Origin of the sequence: Bradyrhizobium sp. SBR1B (assembly GCF_014198205.1) — a bacterium.
GTDB lineage: Bacteria > Pseudomonadota > Alphaproteobacteria > Rhizobiales > Xanthobacteraceae > Bradyrhizobium.
Genome location: NZ_JACIHC010000008.1, coordinates 299,440 through 314,118, shown reverse-complemented (window position 1 = coordinate 314,118; position 14,679 = coordinate 299,440). Strand labels below are relative to the sequence as shown.

General features: G+C 64.6%; 11 protein-coding genes. 9 read left to right on the top strand and 2 right to left on the bottom strand.

Annotated elements, in window-relative coordinates:
• Window positions 1–23: 23 nt before the first annotated feature.
• Together mobA and fdhD are read right to left on the bottom strand one after the other, a co-directional pair.
• On the bottom strand, window positions 24–656 hold the full coding sequence (mobA, locus tag GGD61_RS22470) for a molybdenum cofactor guanylyltransferase MobA (RefSeq protein WP_409362468.1): 633 nt from the start codon (window positions 654–656) through the stop codon (window positions 24–26).
• Window positions 646–1,536 carry a formate dehydrogenase accessory sulfurtransferase FdhD gene (gene fdhD / locus GGD61_RS22465; protein ID WP_092261703.1) on the bottom strand — a complete coding sequence of 297 codons (891 nt, stop codon included), beginning with the start codon at window positions 1,534–1,536 and terminating at the stop codon, window positions 646–648. Before fdhD ends, mobA begins: the two co-directional genes overlap by 11 nt.
• Before the next feature lie 183 nt (window positions 1,537–1,719).
• Between fdhD and mobB the strand changes: the two genes are divergently transcribed.
• The 9 genes from mobB to fdhF all read left to right on the top strand — a co-directional run bounded on the left by mobB (window position 1,720) and on the right by fdhF (window position 14,557).
• Window positions 1,720–2,247 carry a molybdopterin-guanine dinucleotide biosynthesis protein B gene (mobB, locus tag GGD61_RS22460; protein ID WP_092261702.1) on the top strand — a complete coding sequence of 176 codons (528 nt, stop codon included), beginning with the start codon at window positions 1,720–1,722 and terminating at the stop codon, window positions 2,245–2,247.
• 9 nt (window positions 2,248–2,256) lie between these two features.
• Complete coding sequence (gene glp / locus GGD61_RS22455; RefSeq protein ID WP_092261701.1) at window positions 2,257–3,513, top strand: gephyrin-like molybdotransferase Glp; 1,257 nt, start codon at window positions 2,257–2,259, stop codon at window positions 3,511–3,513.
• A gap of 45 nt (window positions 3,514–3,558) precedes the next feature.
• Window positions 3,559–3,792 carry a sulfurtransferase TusA family protein gene (locus GGD61_RS22450; RefSeq protein ID WP_028142272.1) on the top strand — a complete coding sequence of 78 codons (234 nt, stop codon included), beginning with the start codon at window positions 3,559–3,561 and terminating at the stop codon, window positions 3,790–3,792.
• 196 nt (window positions 3,793–3,988) lie between these two features.
• Window positions 3,989–5,422 carry a sigma-54 dependent transcriptional regulator gene (locus GGD61_RS22445; RefSeq protein WP_092261700.1) on the top strand — a complete coding sequence of 478 codons (1,434 nt, stop codon included), beginning with the start codon at window positions 3,989–3,991 and terminating at the stop codon, window positions 5,420–5,422.
• Complete coding sequence (locus tag GGD61_RS22440) at window positions 5,415–7,439, top strand: cache domain-containing protein (RefSeq protein WP_092261699.1); 2,025 nt, start codon at window positions 5,415–5,417, stop codon at window positions 7,437–7,439. The genes GGD61_RS22445 and GGD61_RS22440 overlap by 8 nt, the downstream gene beginning before the upstream one ends.
• A gap of 344 nt (window positions 7,440–7,783) precedes the next feature.
• On the top strand, window positions 7,784–9,436 hold the full coding sequence (locus GGD61_RS22435) for an OFA family MFS transporter (RefSeq protein WP_028142275.1): 1,653 nt from the start codon (window positions 7,784–7,786) through the stop codon (window positions 9,434–9,436).
• 83 nt (window positions 9,437–9,519) lie between these two features.
• Window positions 9,520–9,801: a hypothetical protein gene (locus tag GGD61_RS22430; protein WP_092261698.1), complete on the top strand. Its 282-nt coding sequence runs from the start codon at window positions 9,520–9,522 to the stop codon at window positions 9,799–9,801.
• A gap of 284 nt (window positions 9,802–10,085) precedes the next feature.
• Window positions 10,086–11,792 carry an NADH-ubiquinone oxidoreductase-F iron-sulfur binding region domain-containing protein gene (locus tag GGD61_RS22425; RefSeq protein WP_092261697.1) on the top strand — a complete coding sequence of 569 codons (1,707 nt, stop codon included), beginning with the start codon at window positions 10,086–10,088 and terminating at the stop codon, window positions 11,790–11,792.
• Window positions 11,789–14,557 (top strand): formate dehydrogenase subunit alpha, encoded by a 2,769-nt coding sequence (gene fdhF / locus GGD61_RS22420; protein WP_183231156.1) that lies wholly within the window; start codon window positions 11,789–11,791, stop codon window positions 14,555–14,557. The genes GGD61_RS22425 and fdhF overlap by 4 nt, the downstream gene beginning before the upstream one ends.
• Window positions 14,558–14,679: the final 122 nt, after the last annotated feature.

Here is a 14,679-nt window from a genome sequence, read left to right as displayed (position 1 = left end):
GGCCATGAACTCCAGGAAATGCCCTAGGATGTATCATCCAGCGCCGCCAGCCGTTCGGCCTCGGCGATATCCTCGACCGTATTGGCGTTGAAAAAAGGATCGAGCGGCTCGGTCGGCCACGTCACCGTCGCCAGTGGATAGCGCGCGGTCCAGCGGTCGATCTTGCGGAGGTCCTCGACGACCAGCGCGTGCCTGAGCTCGTCGCGCAAGGCGACGCGCCACAGGCCGATCACGGGATGCGACTGCTCGCCTGATGCGGCGACCGCGAGCTGCGCGTTCTCACGCGCGCGCGTGTCATGCAGGCGCGCGACCAGATCGCGTGGCAGGAACGGGCAGTCGCCGGCGGCGCTGAGCACCCATTCGATGCCCGGCCGGTTCGCCGCGGTCCAGTCGAGCGCGGCTAGGATGCCGGCGAGCGGACCGGGAAAGCCGGGAACGTCGTCGGCGACGACCTGCAGGCCGAACGCGGCGAAGCGCGTGGGATCGCCGTTCGCGTTGAGGATCAGCCCGCTGCATTGCGGTGACAGGCGCGCGATCACGCGCTCCAGGATGGTGCGGCCGCCGATGGTGCGCATCGGCTTGTCGCCACCGCCCATGCGCCGCGCCAGGCCGCCGGCGAGCAGCACGCCTTGCGTCGGCAGAATGTCAGTCGTCACCAGCTTCACCCTTGCGCTTGTGCTTGGCCGACTCTTCCTCGACGTAAGCGAGGTCCTGATCGTAGACGATGCGTTCCTTCCCCGCGAGCGCGATGAAGCGCTTGCCGCGCGTGCGTCCGACCAGCGTCAGCCCGACCTGTCTTGCGAGATCGACGCCCCAGGCGGTGAAGCCGGAGCGCGATACTAGGATCGGAATTCCCATGCGGACCGTCTTGATCACCATCTCCGAGGTGAGCCGCCCCGTAGTGTAGAGGATCTTGTCGCTGGCATCGACACCGTGGCGGTACATCCAGCCCGCGATCTTGTCGACGGCGTTGTGGCGGCCGACGTCTTCGGTGTAGCAGAGCGGGGTGCCTTCCTTGCACAGCACACAGCCATGGATCGCGCCGGCCTCGAGATAGAGCGAGGGCATGGTGTTGATGGTCTGCGTCATCTGGTACAGCCAGGACGTGCGCAGCTCGGCCTTCGGCAGCGCGACGCTCTCGACCGCCTCGAGCAGATCGCCGAAGGCGGTGCCCTGCGCGCAGCCCGAGGTCTGCGTGCGCTTCTTCAGCTTGGCCTCGAAATTGGTGTGGTGTGTGGTGCGCACCACGACCACCTGGAGGTCGTCGTCGTATTCGACCTCGGTGACCACGTCATTATATTTCAGCATGTTCTGGTTCAGCAGGTAGCCGAGCGCCAGATATTCGGGGTAATCGCCGATCGTCATCATGGTGACGATCTCCTGGGAGTTCAGGTAGAGCGTCAGCGGCCGCTCCATCGGTACCTTGATCTCGACCCTGGCGCCGGTCTGGTCGGTCCCGGTCACGCTCTGGGTCAGGCGCGGGTCGTCCGGGTTGGGGACGATCAGGGGCACCGGGGCTTTGTCGATCTTCATCATGGCGGCGAGGTTAGCATGACATTCGGGTCAAGCCGATATAAGCATGCTGACGGAAAACGAAATGCCTCCGGTCATCATTGCGAGGAGCGAAGCGAGGAGTTTGGATTGCTTCGCTTCGCTCGCAATGACGGGAAGGGATAGCGGTTCCACCAAAACCAAGTCGCTCGCGGACACGGAGCTGGAATGAAAGTCATCGGCCTTGCAGGCTGGAGCGGTGCGGGCAAGACCACGCTGTTGACGCGGCTGATCCCGCATTTCAACGCGCAAGGGCTGCGCGTCTCGGTCATCAAGCATGCGCATCACCAGTTCGACGTCGACGTGCCCGGCAAGGATTCCTGGCGCCATCGCGAGGCCGGCGCGGCCGAGGTGCTGGTTGCGTCGTCAAACCGCTGGGCCCTGATGCACGAACTGCGCGGGGCGGCGGAGCCGCGGCTGCCGGAGCTCCTGAACAAGCTTTCCGCGGTCGATCTCGTCGTGGTCGAGGGCTTCAAGCGCGAGCCGCATCGCAAGATCGAGGTGCATCGCGCGGCGAACGGCAAGCCGTTGCTGTTTCCCGACGATCCCGGGATTGCCGGGATCGCGGCCGACACCGCCATTGACACCAAGCTGCCGACTGTCCATCTCGACGATGTCGCGGCAGCTGCGGCGTTGCTGCTGCGCGCCGCGATGCCGGTCGAGGAAGCGGTGGCGAAAAGCGCCGCGATACGCTGACGAGGCACCATGGCGCAACTCTCGGACGATTGCTTTGCCTTCGGCGGCCCGATGATGTCGGTCGACGAGGCCGTTGGTCTCATCACGACGCGCGTCAACGCGATCGCAGATCTGGAGACGGTGGCGCTCATCGACGCAGACGGGCGCGTGCTGGCGCGCGATGTCGCAGCGCCCTTGCCGCTGCCGCCCTTCACCAACTCGGCCGTCGACGGCTACGCCGTGCGCAACGGCGACATTCCTGAAGGCGCGGAGCGGGCGTTCCCGCTCGACGGCCGCATCCAGGCCGGCGGCCTCGCACAGGCGCCGATCAAGCCCGGCCATACCGCGCGCATTTTCACGGGCGCGCCGATGCCGCCGGATGCCGAAACCGTCTTCATGCAGGAGGACGTCCGCATCGACGATTCCGGCAGGATCGTGCTGCCGCCGGGGCTGAAGCCCGGTGCCAATGTTCGCCCCGCCGGCGAGGACATCCCGAAAGGGCACGTCGCGCTGCGCGCCGGCCAGCGCTTGCGGCCGCAGCATGTCGCGCTCGCCGCGGCGTTCGGTCTTGTCAGTCTCGACGTCATCAGGCGCATTCGCGTTGCCGTGTTCTCGACCGGCGACGAGTTGGCCTCGCCCGGCGAGCCGCGCGCGGCTTCGCAACTGTTCGATTCCAACCGCTTCATGCTGATGGCGATGCTGCGCCGGCTCGGCTGCGAGGTCAGCGATCTCGGCATCTTGCGCGACGAGCGGACTTCGCTCGGCAATGGCTTGAAGCAGGTGGCCGGTGATCATGACCTGATCCTCACCACCGGCGGCGTCTCGACCGGCGAGGAGGACCACGTCAAGGCGGCGGTCGAGAGCATCGGCTCGCTGGTGCTGTGGCGGATGGCGATCAAGCCTGGCCGTCCCGTGGCGATGGGTATCATCGACGGCACGCCGCTGATCGGATTGCCGGGCAATCCCGTCGCGAGCTTCGTCACCTTCGTCCATGTGGTGCGGCCGACAGTGCTGGCGCTCGCCGGGGGGCTGCCGGAGCCGCTTCTGCCGATCCCCCTGCGGGCGGTTTTCACCTACAAGAAGAAGGCAGGCCGGCGCGAATATGTTCGCGTCTCCTTGCGGCGGGCGGAGGACGGTACGCTGGAGGCGGTGAAGTTTCCGCGCGAAGGGGCCGGGCTGTTGTCCTCGCTGGTCGAGACCGACGGCCTCGTCGAGCTCGGTGAGAGCATCACGGGCGTCGAGCCGGGGCAGGCCGTAGGTTTTTTGTCCTACGCCGATCTGCTCTAGCGGCCTCTCGTTGACGCCATCGATCGGTCCCGCCATGTTGCGCCCATGACCAGAACGACGCTCGATCTCACCGGACTGAAATGCCCGCTGCCCGCCCTGAAGACGCGCAAGGCGCTCAAGCCGTTACAGCCGGGCGATCAGCTCGAGGTCCACTGCACCGATCCCTTGTCGGTGATTGACATTCCAAACCTGATCCGCGAGACCGGCGACAAGGTCGAGATCACCGAACGCAACGAGGCGCGCATCGTGTTCCTGGTCGAAAAGAGCGACGCCCCGTAGAAAGGCGAATATTCACGGCGGCGACGTTTGACTATGTTGCCTGCGCGGGACACGGCCGGAACTTCGCTGCAATGCGAAAGGCGCCGATTGGTGCCGTGGATGAGCTCAAACCCAAGACTCTCAAACCCAAGACTCTCAAACCCAAGACCCTCAATCCCAAGACCCCTCAAACCCAAGACTCTCAAAGACGTCGGGCATGACTTTCTCAACATCGAGGGTAAGCGCTGCCGCAGGTCCCGCGGCGGGCCGTGAACCTGCCGTCAAGCCCGGCAAGACGGCTGCGGGGCCGGAGTTCGGCGCGCTGGCACAGGCCTCCATCCTGATCGTCGACGACGAGCCGGGCATGCGCAATTTCCTGGTGCGTACGCTTGCGCCGCGCTGCAAGCTGGTGGACGAGGCGGCCGATACCGACCAGGCCTCGCGCAAGCTCGATTCCAACCGCTACGACGTCGTCATTCTCGACAACATCATGCCCGGCAAGAACGGCGTCGATTGGCTCGCCGAGCAGCGCGCCGTCGGCTTTTTCGCCGACGCCATCCTGATCACCGCTTACGCCGACCTCGACACCGCGATCCAGGCCCTGCGCGCCGGTGCGGCCGATTTCGTGCTCAAGCCGTTCCGCTCCAACCAGATCCTCAACGCGGTGGCACGATGCCTCGACCGTGTCCGCCTCCAGCGCGAGAACTATGTCCTGCGCTACGCCCTGCGCGCCTCGTCCGACCGCACCTTTCTGCGCGACAATCTGATCGGACAATCGGCAGCGACGCTGCGCGTGCGTGAGACCATCGCGCGTGTCGCGCGCCTGCCGACCTCGGTCCTCCTCACCGGCGCATCCGGCACCGGCAAGGAAGTGGCAGCGCGCTCGATCCACTCGCTGTCCGATCGCGCCGACAAGCCCTTCGTGCCCGTGAATTGCGCGGCGATCCCGCCCGAGATGATCGAGGCGGAGCTGTTCGGACACATCAAGGGCGCGTTCACTGGCGCCGATTCGGGGCGCGAGGGCTTGTTCCTGTATGCCCATGGCGGCACGCTGTTCCTCGACGAGATCGGTGAGCTGCCGCTGCCGATGCAGAGCAAGCTGCTTCGCGTGCTCGAAGACCGCCGCGTCCGTCCGGTCGGCTCCGAGCGTGAAGTTCCGGTCGACCTGCGCTTCATCTTCGCAACCAATGCCGAGCTTCAGAAAGAGGTCGAGAAGGGCCGTTTCCGAGCCGATCTGTTCTACCGGCTCAACGTGATGCAGATCCACCTCCCGCTCCTGAAGGATCGCGGCGATGACGTGCAGGAGCTCGCTGCCATCTTCATGAGCAAGCTGTCGACTCAGCTCGGTATGCCGCCGGTGCCGATCGACGCCTCGGTGCGGGCGGCGCTCGCAAGCTATGACTGGCCGGGCAATGTGCGCGAGCTGCGCAATTTGATCGAACGCACGCTGATCCTCGGCGCCTTCCCCGACGATTTCGCCGGTCCCCGCAACGACGGCCAGTCGGCGCCTGCGGACAGTCTCGCCGAGCTCGAGCGCCGTCACATCCTCGGTGTGCTGAAGGAGGTCAATGGCAATCGCGAGGAGGCGGCGCGGCGTCTCGGTATCTCGCGCAAGACCATCGACCGCAAATGCGCGTTATGGGATGTCTGATGGTGCCCGCCGCAGCGGTGAGCTCGTGCGGGGACGCTCCGTCCGCTTCCGGTTGCTCGCGATCGCTCTGCTGCCGATGCTGGTCATCCTGCCGCTCCTGCTCGGCGTCGCAATCTATCGCTGGAACGCAAAATTCGACGCGGCCCTGATTTCCAAGGTGAACGGCGATCTCACCATCGCCCATCAATATCTCGCCCGCATCCTGGAAAAGACCGGCGTCCAGATCCGGGCGCTCGGCCTGTCGGCCCGCTTCCAGGAGGTGCTGGCGCCGGATGCGCGCGGCTCGCTGCGGGACCTGCTCGACGAGACCCGCAAGGAGATCGGTCTCGATTTCCTGTACCTGACCAACGATCGCGGCGACGTCCTGGCCTCATCGCCCCCGCTGCAGCGTCAACCGAGAGGCGACTGGCCGATCATCATGTCGGCGCTGTCGGGCCAGGTCCCAGCCACAGGCGTCGACATTTTCGGCAATGACGAGCTCGCCGCAATTTCGCCGGCCCTGGCCGAGCGCGCGCGATTGGACCTGGTGCCGACCCCGAACGCGGTGCCGACCGACCGCAGCACGGAGACGCGCGGCATGGTCGTGCACGCGGCGAGCCGGGCGATGCTGCCTGACGGGGGCGCCGCTGCGCTGGTCGGCGGCACGCTGCTCAACCAGAACCTCGAATTCATCGACACGATCAACGATCTCGTCTACCGCGCGGCGAGCCTGCCGGAGGGCAGCCAGGGCACCGCGACGCTGTTCCTGGACGACGTGCGGATATCGACCAACGTCCGCCTGTTCGAGGGCCGGCGCGCGCTCGGCACGCGCGTGTCGGCGGCGGTGCGCTCGGCCGTGCTGGGCGAGGGGCACACCTGGCTCGACAGCGCTTTCGTGGTCAATGACTGGTACATCTCCGCCTACGAGCCGCTGGTCGACAGTTATGGCAAGCGGGTCGGCATGCTCTATGTCGGCTTTCTGGAGAAGCCGTTCAGCGAAGCCAAATACCAGACGTTGGTGATCATCATCGCTGCGTTCATTGCCATCACCGCCGCGACCGTACCGATCTTCCTGCGCTGGGCGACCTCCATCTTCATGCCGCTGGAGCGCGTCACGGCGACGATCGGCGAGGTGGAGCGCGGGAACCTCTCCGCCCGCACCAAGATGCCGGTGTTGGGTGACGAGATCGGCCGCGTCGCGGTTCATCTCGACAGCCTGCTCGACCAGATCCAGGAACGCGACCGGCAGCTCCGGGAGTGGAATGAGGAACTGAACGTCCGCGTGCTGGAGCGCACCCGCGACCTCGAGCACGCCAATCTCAAGCTCGAGGCAACCACCAAGCAGCTCATCATGTCCGAGAAGCTGGCTGCGATCGGCGAGATCACCGCCGGCGTTGCGCACGAGATCAACAATCCGATCGCGGTGATGCAGGGCAATCTCGACGTCATCCGCAGCGTGTTCGGGGCCGATGCCGACAAGGCGAAGGTCGAGTTTCGCCTGCTCGACGAGCAGATTCACCGCATCAGCCAGATCGTGACCAAGCTGCTGCAGTTTGCAAGGCCGGAGGAATATGCCGGTTATGTCGAGCGCCATGCGCCGACGAGCGTCATCTCCGATTGTCTGCCGCTGGTGCAGCATCTTCTGAACAAGACCGAGATCGCCGTGGTCAGGGACGATCGCGCCAGCCGGCTCGTGCTGATGAACCGGAACGAGCTGCAGCAGGTCCTGGTCAATCTCATCGTCAACGCGATCCACGCCATGCCGGACGGCGGAACCCTGACGCTCCGCTCCTTCGATGCCGAGCGCGACGGCCATCAAGGCGTCGCCATCGAGGTCACTGATACCGGAATCGGCATGAGCGCAGACGTGATCGAAAAGATATTCGACCCCTTCTACACCACCAAACGGCGGCAAGGCACCGGACTGGGCCTCTCCATCAGCCAGACGCTGATCAAGCGCCAGGGCGGACAGATCACGGCGGAAAGCCACCTCGGTTCCGGGAGTACCTTCACGATGTGGCTGCCCGAGGCGACCTGATTGGACATTTTGTCCTTGGAGTCGGGACATTCTGTCCGGCGCGGCACGTTGCGCTGCGGGAAGTCGTTGAATCGTCACGATGCGACTTCTGGCACGCGCGTTGCTCTTCTCAAGACAGGGTGTTGAGGGGGACGAGGGCGCGATAGCCGTCAAGGCAACGCTGCTTGCGAGGCGAAGGGACATCGCCCGCGATCAGTTGCTTGCCCGGCGCACAAGACGGATGCGCACCAGACGATTCCACTTCGGCATGAATGAAGTCCGACCTGTCATGCGCGGCTGAAAGCACGCACACGACCGGTCTCAAACCGATGTGCCGGCAAGGCCGCGCTTGGGAGGGAATGCTTATGACAACTGCCGATACCGTTCTTGCACCGGTTGGTGCTTCCGGCTTCCTCGATCGTGAACGCACGATCGCGAAGGCCGGGTTCAATCGCTGGCTGGTGCCGCCGGCCGCGCTGTGCATCCATCTCTGCATCGGCATGGCCTACGGCTTCTCGGTGTTCTGGCTGCCGCTGTCGCGCTCGATCGGCATCACGCAGAGCAAGGCTTGCCCCGACATCTCGCTGTGGCAGGAGCTGTTCACCACGACCTGCGATTGGAAGGTCGCAAGCCTCGGCTGGATGTACACGCTGTTCTTCGTCCTGCTCGGCGTCTCTGCCGCGATTTGGGGCGGTTGGCTCGAGCGTGCCGGCCCGCGCAAGGCAGGTTTCGTTGCCGCGCTTTGCTGGGGCGGCGGCCTGCTGATCGGCGCCTTCGGCGTCTACGTCCATCAACTCTGGATCATGTGGCTCGGGGCCGGCGTCATCGGCGGCGTCGGGCTCGGCCTCGGCTATATCTCGCCGGTGTCGACGCTCATCAAATGGTTCCCCGATCGCCGCGGCATGGCGACGGGCATGGCCATCATGGGGTTTGGCGGTGGTGCGATGATCGGTGCGCCGCTCGCCAATCTGCTGATCAACTACTTCAAGACCGCAACGGATGTCGGCGTCTGGCAGACCTTCGTCGTGATGGGCGTGATCTATTTCATCTTCATGACGATCGGTGCCTTTTCGTATCGGGTGACGCCGCCCGGCTGGCAGCCTGATGGCTGGACGCCGCCAAGCGAGAAGAAGTCGATGATCACCGAGCACCATGTGCACCTCAACAACGCGCACAAGACGCCGCAATTCTGGCTGATCTGGTGGGTGCTCTGCTTGAACGTCTCGGCGGGTATCGGTGTGATCGGCATGGCCTCGCCCATGCTCCAGGAAATCTTCGCCGGCAAGTTGATCGGGCATCCGGAGCTGACGTTCAGCCAGCTTTCGGTCGAACAGAAGGCATCGATCGCGGCGATCGCCGCCGGCTTCGCCGGCCTGCTGTCGCTGTTCAATATCGGCGGCCGGTTCTTCTGGGCGTCGATGTCGGACCTCATGGGGCGCAAGAACACCTACTACACGTTCTTCATCCTCGGCATCGTGCTCTACGCGCTGGCGCCCACCTTCGCGGCGATGGGGTCGAAACTGCTGTTCGTGCTCGGATTCGGCATCATCCTGTCGATGTATGGCGGCGGCTTCGCGACGGTGCCGGCCTATCTTGCCGACATGTTCGGCACCCAGTTCGTCGGCGCCATCCATGGCCGGTTGCTGACGGCATGGTCGACTGCCGGCATCATCGGTCCGGTCGTGGTCAACTACATCCGCGAGTTCCAGCTCGCGGCCGGCGTGCCGCGTGATCAGCTCTACAACACGACGATGTACATCCTGTGTGCCATGCTGATCGCCGGTTTGATCTGCAACTACCTGATCAAGCCGGTCGATCCGAAGTGGAACATGAGCCACGAGGAGGTGGCCCGCCTGCAGGCGGCCAGTGCGAAGAGCGAGGCGTCGGTCCAGCACGGCTCGTTCGGCATCGGCAAGGGCGGTCTGGATGCCAATGCGGCGCTGTTCTGGGCCTTTGTCGGCGTGCCGCTGGCTTGGGGCGTCTGGAAGACGCTGGAGAGCGCGGTCAAGATCTTCTGATCGCACGTTCATCGCGGCGGGAGCGCACCATGGCGCTCCCGCCGCTCATTTCGACTGTTTCAAAACTTCCCTGGGGGAATTCGATGGTTCGTAAGCTCGTTTGTGCAGCCGCCGTGCTGCTCGTCGCCGGCGCCCTGCAATCCGTATCCGCACAAACCGCCGCGGCACCGGCTGTAACGCCGCCCGCCGCGACCGAGGCCAAGCCCGGCAAGATCAAGCTGACCGCGCAGAAGCTCAAGGACATGAAGGCCAAGTGGAGCGCCAACAAGCCGAAGCTTAAGGAGTGCCGCAAGGACGTGAAGGCCAAGGGCCTCGCGGGCGACGATCGCTGGTTCTATATCGAGGAGTGCATGGGCAAGAGCTGACCCGTCAGCATCGGGGCACGGAGAGGTCACCTGCAGCCTCGGAGCGGAGCTCGATACGATTTCGCTATCGCAGCATAGGAAGCCTTTATTGATCTCCAGACCAATTCAGGCTTCGTTCTATCGATTGGCGCGTTGGACGAACGCAAGGTCGTGTCCGGGCAGCGATCCAGGGTTGCCCTTGGGCTGCGCTTAACTGCTTCCGTGAGCATGATAATTTGCTTGGCATCTGGCATGCCAGGAGCTAGAACTGGAGTCGTTCTAAAAGACGAGATCGAGACGAATCGATGAGCCACGACGACGTGCACAAGGTCCGCCCGTTCGAGCATCCCGGTGAGGGACGCAAGCGCGCCAAGGCCACGCCCAAGGGGCGGCAGGTCGATCCCACCGCCGCGCACGAGATCGAGCAGCTGCTCGGCGACAGGCCGCGGCGGCGTGATCTCCTGATCGAATATCTGCACCTGATCCAGGACAGATATCATCAGATCTCGGCCGCGCATCTGGCCGCGCTCGCCGACGAGATGAAGCTCGCTTTCGCCGAAGTGTTCGAGACCGCGACGTTCTACGCGCATTTCGACGTGGTGAAGGAGGGCGAGCCGGATATCGCCCCGCTGACGATCCGCGTCTGTGACTCCCTGACCTGTGCGATGCTCGGCGGTGAGAAGCTGCTCGAGGATCTGCAAAGCGCAAGCGGCCCTGGCATCCGTGTGGTGCGCGCGCCCTGCGTCGGTCGTTGTGATACTGCGCCGGCAGCCGAGGTCGGGCACAATTTCGTCGATCATGCGACCGTCGCCAATGTGATGGCGGCGGCGAAGGTCGGCGACACTCACGCGCATCTGCCCAACTATATCGGCTACGAGGCCTACGTCGCGGGCGGCGGCTACAAGCTGCTGGGCCGCCTGCGCTCGGGCGAACTGTCGACCGACAATCTTTTGAAATCGCTCGACGATGCTTCGCTGCGCGGCCTTGGCGGCGCCGGCTTCCCGACGGGACGGAAATGGCGCGCCGTGCTCGGCGAGCCCGGCCCGCGGCTGATGGCGATCAACGGCGACGAGGGCGAGCCCGGCACGTTCAAGGACCGCGTCTATCTCGAAAGCGACCCGCATCGCTTCATCGAGGGCATGCTGATCGGCGCGCATGTGGTGCAGGCGAGCGATGTCTACATCTACCTGCGCGACGAATATCCGGCCTCGCGCGAGATTCTGGAGCGCGAGATCGCAAAGCTTCCGCCGGGCGGTCCGACGCTGCACATGCGCCGCGGCGCCGGCGCCTATATCTGCGGCGAGGAATCCTCACTGCTCGAAAGCATCGAGGGCAAGCGTGGCCTGCCCCGGCACAAGCCGCCTTATCCGTTCCAGGTCGGCCTGTTCGGCCTGCCGACGCTGATCAACAACATCGAGACGCTGTGGTGGGTGCGCGACATCGTCGAGAAGGGCGCTGATTGGTGGAAGGGCAATGGTCGCCACGAGCGTCATGGCCTGCGCAGCTTCTCGGTCTCGGGCCGAGTCAAGAATCCCGGCATGAAGCTCGCACCCGCGGGCATCACCGTGCGCGAGCTAATCGACGAATTCTGCGGCGGCATGGCCGATGGCCATCAGTTCTATGCGTACCTGCCGGGCGGCGCATCCGGCGGTATCCTGCCGGCGTCGATGGACGATATCCCGCTCGATTTCGGCACGCTGGAAAAATACGGCTGCTTCATCGGCTCTGCCGCGATCGTGATCCTGTCGCAAAAGGACAGCGTGCGCGCGGCGGCGTTGAACCTGATGAAATTCTTCGAGGACGAAAGCTGCGGCCAGTGCACGCCGTGCCGTGTCGGAACCCAGAAGGCGGCGCTGCTGATGCAGAAGCCGGTCTGGAACCGCGCTCTTCTGGAAGAATTGAGCCAGGCGATGCGCGATGCCTCGATTTGCGGGCTTGGACAGGCGGCATCGAATCCGCTGGCCACCGTGATCAAATATTTCCCTGACGAGTTCAAGGAAGCGGCCGAATGACCAAGATTACGTTTGAGCTCGACGGCAAGCAGGTCGAAGCCAATCCCGGCGAGACAATCTGGCAAGTCGCAAAACGCCAGGGCCGCGAGATCCCGCATCTGTGCTATTCGCCCGCGCCCGATTATCGGCCCGACGGCAATTGCCGCGCCTGCATGGTCGAGATCGAGGGCGAGCGCGTGCTGGCTGCGTCCTGCAAGCGCACGCCGTCGGTCGGCATGAAGGTGAAGTCGGAGTCCGCGCGCGCGGTGTCGGCGCAGAAGATGGTGATGGAGCTGCTCGTCGCCGACCAGCCGGCGCGCGAGACCAGCCACGATCCGGATTCGAAATTCTGGCACTGGGCCGAGACGACAGGCGTCACCGAGAGCCGCTTCCCCGCCGCCGAGCGCTGGGCAACCGACGCCAGCCATCCGGCGATGCGCGTCAACCTCGACGCCTGCATCCAGTGCGGCTTGTGCGTACGCGCCTGCCGCGAGGTCCAGGTCAACGACGTCATCGGCATGGCCTATCGCAACCATGGCTCGAAGATCGTGTTCGACTTCGACGATCCCATGGGCGAGTCCACCTGCGTCGCCTGCGGCGAATGCGTGCAGGCCTGCCCGACCGGCGCGTTGATGCCGGCCGTGATGCTCGACGAGAAGCAGACCCGTGTCACCTACGCCGACAAGAAGGTGGATTCGCTCTGCCCGTTCTGCGGCGTCGGCTGTCAGGTGACCTACGAGGTCAAGGACGAGAAGGTGATCTATGCCGAGGGCCGCGACGGCCCCGCCAATCGCAACCGTCTCTGTGTGAAGGGCCGTTTCGGCTTCGACTACATCCACCATCCGCATCGCCTGACCAAGCCGCTGGTGCGGCTGCCGAACGCGAAGAAGGATGCCAACGACCAGGTCGATCCCGCCAATCCCTTCACCCATTTCCGTGAAGCGAGCTGGGAGGAAGCGCTCGACATCGCCGCCAAGGGCCTCGTCAAGATCCGCGACGAGAAGGGTGTGAAGGCGCTGGCGGGCTTCGGCTCGGCCAAGGGCTCGAACGAAGAGGCCTATCTGTTCCAGAAGCTGGTGCGTACCGGCTTCGGCTCCAACAACGTCGACCATTGCACCCGACTGTGCCACGCCTCGTCGGTGGCGGCGCTGTTCGAAGGCCTAAGCTCGGGCGCGGTATCGGCGCCATTCTCGGCTGCGATGGATGCCGAAGTGATCATCGTGATCGGCGCCAACCCGACCGTGAACCATCCGGTCGCCGCGACCTTCATCAAGAATGCGGTCAAGCAGAACGGCGCAAAGCTGTTCGTGATGGATCCGCGCCGGCAGACGCTGTCGCGCCACGCGACCAAACACCTGCAGTTCAAGCCCGGCTCCGACGTCGCGATGCTGAACGCGATGATCCACACGATCATCACCGAAGGCCTGACCGACGACCAGTACATCGCCGGCTACACCGAAGGCTTCGAGGACCTCAAGGAGAAGATCAAGGAATTCGCGCCGGAGAAGATGGAAGCGATCTGCGGCATCCCGGCGCAAACCTTGCGCGAGGTTGCCCGGACATATGCCCGCGCAAAATCGTCGATCATCTTCTGGGGCATGGGCATCAGCCAGCATGTCCACGGCACCGACAATGCGCGCTGCCTGATTGCGCTGGCGCTGATCACCGGCCAGGTCGGCCGTCCTGGCACCGGCCTGCATCCGCTGCGCGGCCAGAACAACGTGCAGGGCGCCTCCGACGCCGGCCTGATCCCGATGTTCCTGCCGGACTATCAGCCGGTTGGTCGCGACGATCTGCGCGGCAGCTTCGAAAAGCTCTGGCAGCAGGATCTTGATCCCGTCCGCGGCCTGACCGTGGTCGAGATCATGAATGCGATCCACGCCGGCGAGATCACGGGCATGTATATCGAGGGTGAGAACCCCGCGATGTCCGATCCGGATCTGCAGCATGCGCGCCATGCGCTCGCCATGCTCGATCATCTCGTGGTGCAGGATCTCTTCGTCACCGAGACCGCATTCCATGCCGACGTCATCCTGCCGGCTTCGGCCTTCGCGGAGAAGGACGGCTCCTTCACCAATACCGATCGCCGCGTGCAGCTCGCCCGCCAGGTGATCAAGCCTCCGGGCGATGCGCGGCAGGATCTCTGGATCATCCAGGAGATCGGCAAGCGCATGGGCCTGCCCTGGAATTACGCCGGCCCGGGCGACGTCTTCACCGAGATGGCAGAGCTGATGCCGTCGCTGAAGAACATCACCTGGGAGCGGCTGGTGCGCGAAGGCGCGGTGACCTATCCGGTCGACGATCCCAACAAGCCCGGCAATGAGATCATCTTCACCACGGGCTTCCCGACCGCCAGCGGCCGCGGCAAGATCGTGCCGGCCAAGGTCATCCCGCCGGACGAGATCCCCGACGCCGAGTATCCGATGGTGCTGTCGACCGGTCGCGTGCTGGAGCACTGGCACACCGGTTCGATGACCCGCCGCGCCCGGGTGCTCGACCAGATCGAGCCGGAGGCGGTCGCCTTCATGTCGCCGAAGGACATGCGCAAGAAGAACCTTACACCGGGCGATTTCATTCGTCTGGAGACCCGCCGCGGCGCGGTCGAGGTCAAGGTCCGCTCGGACCGCGACGTGCCGGAGAACATGGTGTTCATGCCGTTCTGCTATGCGGAGGCGGCGGCGAACCTGCTGACCAATCCGGCGCTCGATCCGTTCGGCAAGATCCCGGAGTTCAAGTTCTGCGCGGCCCGGGCCGAGCGCGTGGAAATGCGGGACGCGGCGGAGTAGGGCACTGGCGTTAGTTGGCGGCTCAGTGCCGCCAATTTACCGGTGTCGTCCCGGCGAAAGCCAGGACCCATACCGCGTGATCCATCGATTGCAGACGGTCGCAGTACCGGACTGCGAGCCTT

Bases quoted from the DNA above. Each gene is read 5' to 3' on its own strand.
- fdhD (WP_092261703.1), bottom strand. From the start codon at position 1,536: ATGATGAAGATCGACAAAGCCCCGGTGCCCCTGATCGTCCCCAACCCG.
- mobB (WP_092261702.1), top strand. From the start codon at position 1,720: ATGAAAGTCATCGGCCTTGCAGGCTGGAGCGGTGCGGGCAAGACCACG.
- glp (WP_092261701.1), top strand. From the start codon at position 2,257: ATGGCGCAACTCTCGGACGATTGCTTTGCCTTCGGCGGCCCGATGATG.
- GGD61_RS22450 (WP_028142272.1), top strand. From the start codon at position 3,559: ATGACCAGAACGACGCTCGATCTCACCGGACTGAAATGCCCGCTGCCC.
- GGD61_RS22445 (WP_092261700.1), top strand. From the start codon at position 3,989: ATGACTTTCTCAACATCGAGGGTAAGCGCTGCCGCAGGTCCCGCGGCG.
- GGD61_RS22440 (WP_092261699.1), top strand. From the start codon at position 5,415: ATGTCTGATGGTGCCCGCCGCAGCGGTGAGCTCGTGCGGGGACGCTCC.
- GGD61_RS22435 (WP_028142275.1), top strand. From the start codon at position 7,784: ATGACAACTGCCGATACCGTTCTTGCACCGGTTGGTGCTTCCGGCTTC.
- GGD61_RS22430 (WP_092261698.1), top strand. From the start codon at position 9,520: ATGGTTCGTAAGCTCGTTTGTGCAGCCGCCGTGCTGCTCGTCGCCGGC.
- GGD61_RS22425 (WP_092261697.1), top strand. From the start codon at position 10,086: ATGAGCCACGACGACGTGCACAAGGTCCGCCCGTTCGAGCATCCCGGT.
- fdhF (WP_183231156.1), top strand. From the start codon at position 11,789: ATGACCAAGATTACGTTTGAGCTCGACGGCAAGCAGGTCGAAGCCAAT.